Origin of the sequence: Paracoccus angustae (assembly GCF_042648745.1) — a bacterium.
Lineage (GTDB): Bacteria > Pseudomonadota > Alphaproteobacteria > Rhodobacterales > Rhodobacteraceae > Paracoccus > Paracoccus angustae.
Map to the genome: position 1 here is coordinate 1 of NZ_JBHRXY010000081.1, position 4,867 is coordinate 4,867.

Consider the following 4,867-nt stretch of genomic DNA (forward strand, 5'->3'; position numbering starts at 1 on the left):
TGATCGCCACGGAAAACGACATCGACGCCATCACCGACGCCATCGACGGCGCGCTGGCAAAGGTGATGGGCTAGAACCGGGGGGGAGGGGTGCGGGACCATTCCGCGCCCCTGACGCAGGCCGCGCCCGGCACAGGTCTCAGCCGCTGACCAGCCTCAGTTCCGCCATCACCTCGGGGGTCAGGATGGCGATCTCCTCGGGCGGGGTGCGCAGGGCGTGGGACATCAGGCGCAGGTCCACGCCCATCTCCGTCAGATAGTCCATGACCCCCGCCTGGCCGCGCTGCACGTCGCGCACGGCCATAAAGGCGGGAAGGATCGTGTTCTGTCCAAAATCGTGCTGATGAACCCCGACCACGCCGCCGGGCGCGACACGGCGCCCGGCGCCGCCCGCAAGGACATAGGGGCAGGCGGACAGGCAGACCGCGCCTTCCGCGACCTCGGTGTCGTATCCCGCCGCGCGGATCGTGCGGCCGATGGCCAGGGCATCGGCCACCGACCCGCCCGAACTGTCCAGCGACACCAGCGTTCCGGAAGGCCGGTTCCGGTCCAGCCAGGCGGCAAAGCGGTCGGCATCGCCCGGCGCGATCTGGCCCGCGATGCGGATCGTGTTGTCGTCCACGGAAAACTCCAGCGCCTCGGGCATGGGCCGCATGGCCGGTGCGCCGGGGGCGGCGGGGCGCAGGTCGGGGCGGTAGGGACGCACGCCCGGCCCCTGCGCGGGCGGCGCGAACAGGCCCGGGGCAGGGGCGCCGGGCGCGCCGCGCAGGTCAAGCGCGACGATCGCGCCCGCCATCAGCACCTGCGACAGCAGAACGGCCCGGATGGCGCCCTGCGGCGTCGAGAACAGCCCCATCGCTATTCCCCCGGCCGGACCAGCGCGCGCGGCGGATCGGCGGGCGCGGGGGCCGGATCGGCCGGCTGGCGCAGCAGATCCGCCGCCGCCAGCGCCGCGCGCAGTTCGCCCACCGTCATGCGGTCGTCGCTCAGCGTCTCGCCCCGGCCGGCGCGGATCGCGGCCTGGACAACCATGATCACGAAAACCAGAACGGCGGGCAGCAGGTCGATGGAGATCGCGCCCGCCCAGGCCGGAATGAAATTGCCCGCATAGGCGATCACCGCGTCCGCCGCAGACAGGGGCGCATAGATCGCCTCGGACGGCTGCGGCAGGGCCAGCACCTCGGTCGCGGCGGCGGTCAGCGTCGCCGCCCGCTGTTCCACCAGCAGCAGGACCGAGGCGATGGTGCTGTTCTGCCCCGCCCGCACATCCGCCGTGCCGCCGTCCAGTTCCGGCAGAACCACCGCATCCGCCAGATCCTGCGCCGCCCGCGCGACCAGCAGCGCGGGATTCAGCTGGCGAAGCTGGGTGATCAGGCCGGACAGTTCCACCGCATCCTCGGAAAAGCGGACGGTGCGGTCCTCGATCGCGCCGGGTTCCACCGACAGGCCGCGCATCCGGGCCAGGATGGCGTTTCCTTCGGCGAAGGCGTCCTCGATGGGCCCGGCCACGCCGGTCATCTGGTCTTCCAGCGCCTGAAGCTCGGCCCCCTTCTGGGTCAGCACGCGGAACACCGCGCCGCGCCCGGAAAAGCCCGACAGCGTGCCGCCGGCTTCCTGTTCGGACAGATCGCCGAAGCTTTGGCGCACCCGGGCCACGTCGCGCCCCAGCGACTGGCCCGCGACCGCATTGGCATGGGCGCGTTCCAGGGCGGCCTGATACTGCTGCACGGTGGTCGCCATGTGCGTTTCCACCGCCGCGCCCCCGGCCAGGGCGGCCGCGTTCAGCCAGGACGACATGGCGATGATCGCCACGCAGCCAAGCGCCATGGTCAGCAGCAGCCCGCCCCGCGCCGGGGCCGTCCTGACAGCAGGCAGCAGCCGCAGCATATAGGACCAGAAGACGAAGATGCCCACGGATACCGCGATGGAATAGGACAGCGCCGCGAAGGTCGTCCAGACTCCCGGATCGTCCAGCAGCGTGCGCACCCCCAGATAGGTATAGATCCCCGACGCCGCCGCCAGCACCCCAAGCGCGGTCGAGGTGAAGCTGTCCAGCCAGTCGAGATGCCGTTCCAGTTCCCGCGCGTGGCGGTCGCCGGAACGTTCTGCCGGGGAAAGGGGATCGTTCATGGCTTCTCCGCGCGCATGGGGGGTGACGATCCGAGATAAGGGCGCGCCGGTGCGCAAGTCACGCGGCAGGCGGTCACAGTTTGGCGAGACGGCCGGAATCCGGGACCCGCGCATGGGGCCGCGGCCCGGCGGGAGCAAAACCCCCCGCCCCCGCGTTGCTTTCCCATGGCGACGTTTCTTCAGCCCGACCCTTATATCCTGGTTCTGACCGGCACGGGCTTTCTGATCGCCCTGGTGGCCTGGCTGCCCCTGGCGCTGCGGCGGCTGCCCTTGTCGCTGCCCATCGTCTGCATCGCCCTGGGGGCGGCGCTGTTTTCGCTGCCGCAGGTGTCGCTGGCGCCCTCGCCCCTGAAATATCCCGAAATCGCCGAACGCTTCACCGAATTCGTGGTGATCATCGCGTTGATGGGGGCGGGGCTGAAGCTGGACCGGGTCTTCGGGCTGCGCCGCTGGCAGGTGACCTGGCGGCTGATCCTTGTGACCCTTCCGCTCAGCATCGCGGCCATCACGGTTCTGGCGGCGACATGGATGGGGCTTCCCTGGCCCGTGGCCCTGCTGCTGGGCGCGGTGCTGGCCCCGACCGATCCGGTCCTGGCCTCGGACGTGCAGGTGGGCCCGCCCACGACCGGCGAGGAGGACGAGGTGCGCTTCGGCCTCACCTCGGAAGCGGGCATGAACGACGGGGCGGCCTTTCCCTTTGTCCACCTCGCCATCGCCCTGGCCCTGACCGCCGAAACGGGCCAGCCCTGGGCCGCGAAGTGGCTGACCTACAACGTCCTGTGGGAGATCGGCGCGGGCATCGCGGGGGGCTGGCTGATCGGCCGCGCCTTCGGTTGGGTCACCTTCAGGATCCCCGCCGAGACGAAGCTGGCCCAGACCGGCGACGGGCTGATCGCGCTGGCCGCCACCTTCGTGTCCTATGGCCTGACCGAGATCATCCACTCCTATGGCTTCCTGTCGGTTTTCGTCACCGCCCTGACCTTCCGCCACGCCCATCGCAGCCACGACTTCCACCGCGAGATGCACGATGTCACCGAACAGGTGGAAAGGCTGGCGATGATGGTGCTGCTTTTGCTGTTCGGGGGCGCCTTGGCGCGGGGCCTGTTGCAGGGGCTGTCCTGGGCCGACGCCGCGGCGGCGGGGATCATCCTGCTGGCGATCCGTCCGGCGACGGGCCTGATCGGCCTTTGGGGATTCCGCGCCGACCGGGCCGAAAAGCTGACCATCGCCTTTTTCGGGATCCGCGGCGTCGGATCCTTCTATTACATGGCCTACGGGCTGAACCACATGGAGGTCGCGGGCAGCGAGCGGCTGTGGGCCATCGTGGGCCTGGTGGTCTTGTTGTCCGTGCTGATGCACGGGCTGACGGTGACGCCCGTCATGCGCCTGCTGGATCGGACGCAGGGCCGCAATCCCGATGCGGATGCCACGCCGCCGCCGGGATTGCAGGGTCCGGCCGCCAGGGATTGATCCGCCGCCCTGGATCGACCCGTCCGCCGGACCGCCCTGCCCGCCAGAATATCGCCGCGACATCGCGCCGTCGGGCCGCGGCGATCAGGCAAGCGCCGCCATTGTTCTGATGGGGCGCGCGGCCACGCGCGCACGGGCCGTGCAGCATGATCTTGTCCGCCGCGAGGTGCCGGTTGCCGCCGCCGGACCGATCCTGTTCCCACGGTCGAACCGCAACAGGTCCGCGCCACGGCCGCGGTCCGCGACATGCGGGCTCGGACGCTCCCGGTGATGCCGGCGCATGGCGTCCAGGTCGGGCGCGGCCAGCCCGGCGGCGCCTCCAGCACCAGTTCGGTCACGGGTTCCTGCATCGGCGGGATGCCCGTTTCCAGCAGCACCGTTGCGACCGAGATGGTTTTGCCGCCCGACATCACCGGATATTCGATCATGCTCCATGATGATGTATCCGGCCTGCGCCTCGGGATGGCTGGGCGGAACAAGGATGTTGCAGCAATGGGCCGGTTAGCCGCGCGGCTGGCGCAGCAGCAGCTTGCGCAACCCGTCGTCCTTTTCCTCCAGCCATTTCATCTTATCGTAAACGGAAGCGCCGGGGATATGCGGGATGCCGCCGGTGGTGACGCGCATCGGCGTTCCGGCATGGGTATCAGCGGACACGTCGGGTTCGCCCTTTTCCACCATGGATGTGGTGGTGGGCACCGTGTCGCCCGCCACGGTTTCCGCGTCGCAGCGATAGCCGTTTTCCAGGATGAACCTGTCCGCCTGGGCCAGCACCCCGGCGCTCCGGACATCGTGCAGCACAAGGATTGCATCGCAATCCTGGGCTTGGGCCTGGGCCTGGGACTGGGCCTGGGCGGTCGCGGCAAGGCCCATCGTTCCCGCGAACAGGCCCGTGATCATCAGCGGTCTGTTCATGAACGTCTCTCTGTCATGCGGCTTTGATGGGGCAGGGCGCCGCTTTTGTCCCGCTTCCCTGGGTCAGGAAAGCGGGGAGCGTTTCATCCCCCGTTCGGGCCTGCCGTTCCCTGCTTGCCGGAAAATGCCCACTGGGGCTTTTTCTGATCCGCCTTCCACCCGGGCGCGCGGCTTCTCGGAGATGCGTGCCCAAGAAGAATCTTTCAGAGCTTTTCCGTCATTTCCGGCACGACGGTGAACAGATCGCCCACCAGGCCGTAGTCGGCGATCTGGAAGATGGGGGCTTCCTCGTCCTTGTTGATGGCGACGATGACCTTTGAGTCCTTCATGCCGGCGAGGTGCTGGATGGCGCCCGA

Annotated in this window: 4 protein-coding genes and 2 pseudogenes; 1 reads left to right on the forward strand and 5 read right to left on the reverse strand. The window is 69.3% G+C overall.

Going from position 1 to position 4,867, the window contains the following annotated elements:
- Nucleotides 1-138: 138 nt before the first annotated feature.
- Both ACFOM8_RS22475 and ACFOM8_RS22480 read right to left on the reverse strand, forming a co-directional pair.
- The gene (locus ACFOM8_RS22475) at nucleotides 139-855 is read right to left on the reverse strand and encodes a COG3904 family protein (protein ID WP_377764598.1); all 717 of its coding nucleotides are present in this window, start codon (nucleotides 853-855) and stop codon (nucleotides 139-141) included.
- A gap of 2 nt (nucleotides 856-857) precedes the next feature.
- Nucleotides 858-2,129, reverse strand: a complete 1,272-nt coding sequence (locus ACFOM8_RS22480; RefSeq protein ID WP_377764599.1) for a hypothetical protein — start codon at nucleotides 2,127-2,129, stop codon at nucleotides 858-860.
- A gap of 165 nt (nucleotides 2,130-2,294) precedes the next feature.
- Here ACFOM8_RS22480 and ACFOM8_RS22485 point away from each other — a divergent pair, with 165 nt between their 5' ends.
- Nucleotides 2,295-3,599, forward strand: a complete 1,305-nt coding sequence (locus ACFOM8_RS22485) for a cation:proton antiporter (RefSeq protein WP_377764600.1) — start codon at nucleotides 2,295-2,297, stop codon at nucleotides 3,597-3,599.
- A 311-nt stretch (nucleotides 3,600-3,910) separates the two neighbouring features.
- Here the strand turns inward: ACFOM8_RS22485 and ACFOM8_RS22490 are convergent.
- From ACFOM8_RS22490 to ACFOM8_RS22500, 3 genes and pseudogenes are all read right to left on the reverse strand, one after another.
- Nucleotides 3,911-4,027 (reverse strand): annotated as a pseudogene (locus ACFOM8_RS22490) (proline racemase family protein); the annotation flags it as partial.
- A gap of 73 nt (nucleotides 4,028-4,100) precedes the next feature.
- A complete protein-coding gene (locus ACFOM8_RS22495) occupies nucleotides 4,101-4,511 on the reverse strand; it encodes a proline racemase family protein (RefSeq protein ID WP_377764601.1) in 411 nt (136 codons plus the stop codon).
- Between the two features lie 203 nt (nucleotides 4,512-4,714).
- A pseudogene (locus ACFOM8_RS22500) lies at nucleotides 4,715-4,867 on the reverse strand (electron transfer flavoprotein subunit alpha/FixB family protein); the annotation flags it as partial.

Bases quoted from the DNA above. Each gene is read 5' to 3' on its own strand.
- ACFOM8_RS22475 (WP_377764598.1), bottom strand. From the start codon at position 855: ATGGGGCTGTTCTCGACGCCGCAGGGCGCCATCCGGGCCGTTCTGCTG.
- ACFOM8_RS22480 (WP_377764599.1), bottom strand. From the start codon at position 2,129: ATGAACGATCCCCTTTCCCCGGCAGAACGTTCCGGCGACCGCCACGCG.
- ACFOM8_RS22485 (WP_377764600.1), top strand. From the start codon at position 2,295: ATGGCGACGTTTCTTCAGCCCGACCCTTATATCCTGGTTCTGACCGGC.
- ACFOM8_RS22495 (WP_377764601.1), bottom strand. From the start codon at position 4,511: ATGAACAGACCGCTGATGATCACGGGCCTGTTCGCGGGAACGATGGGC.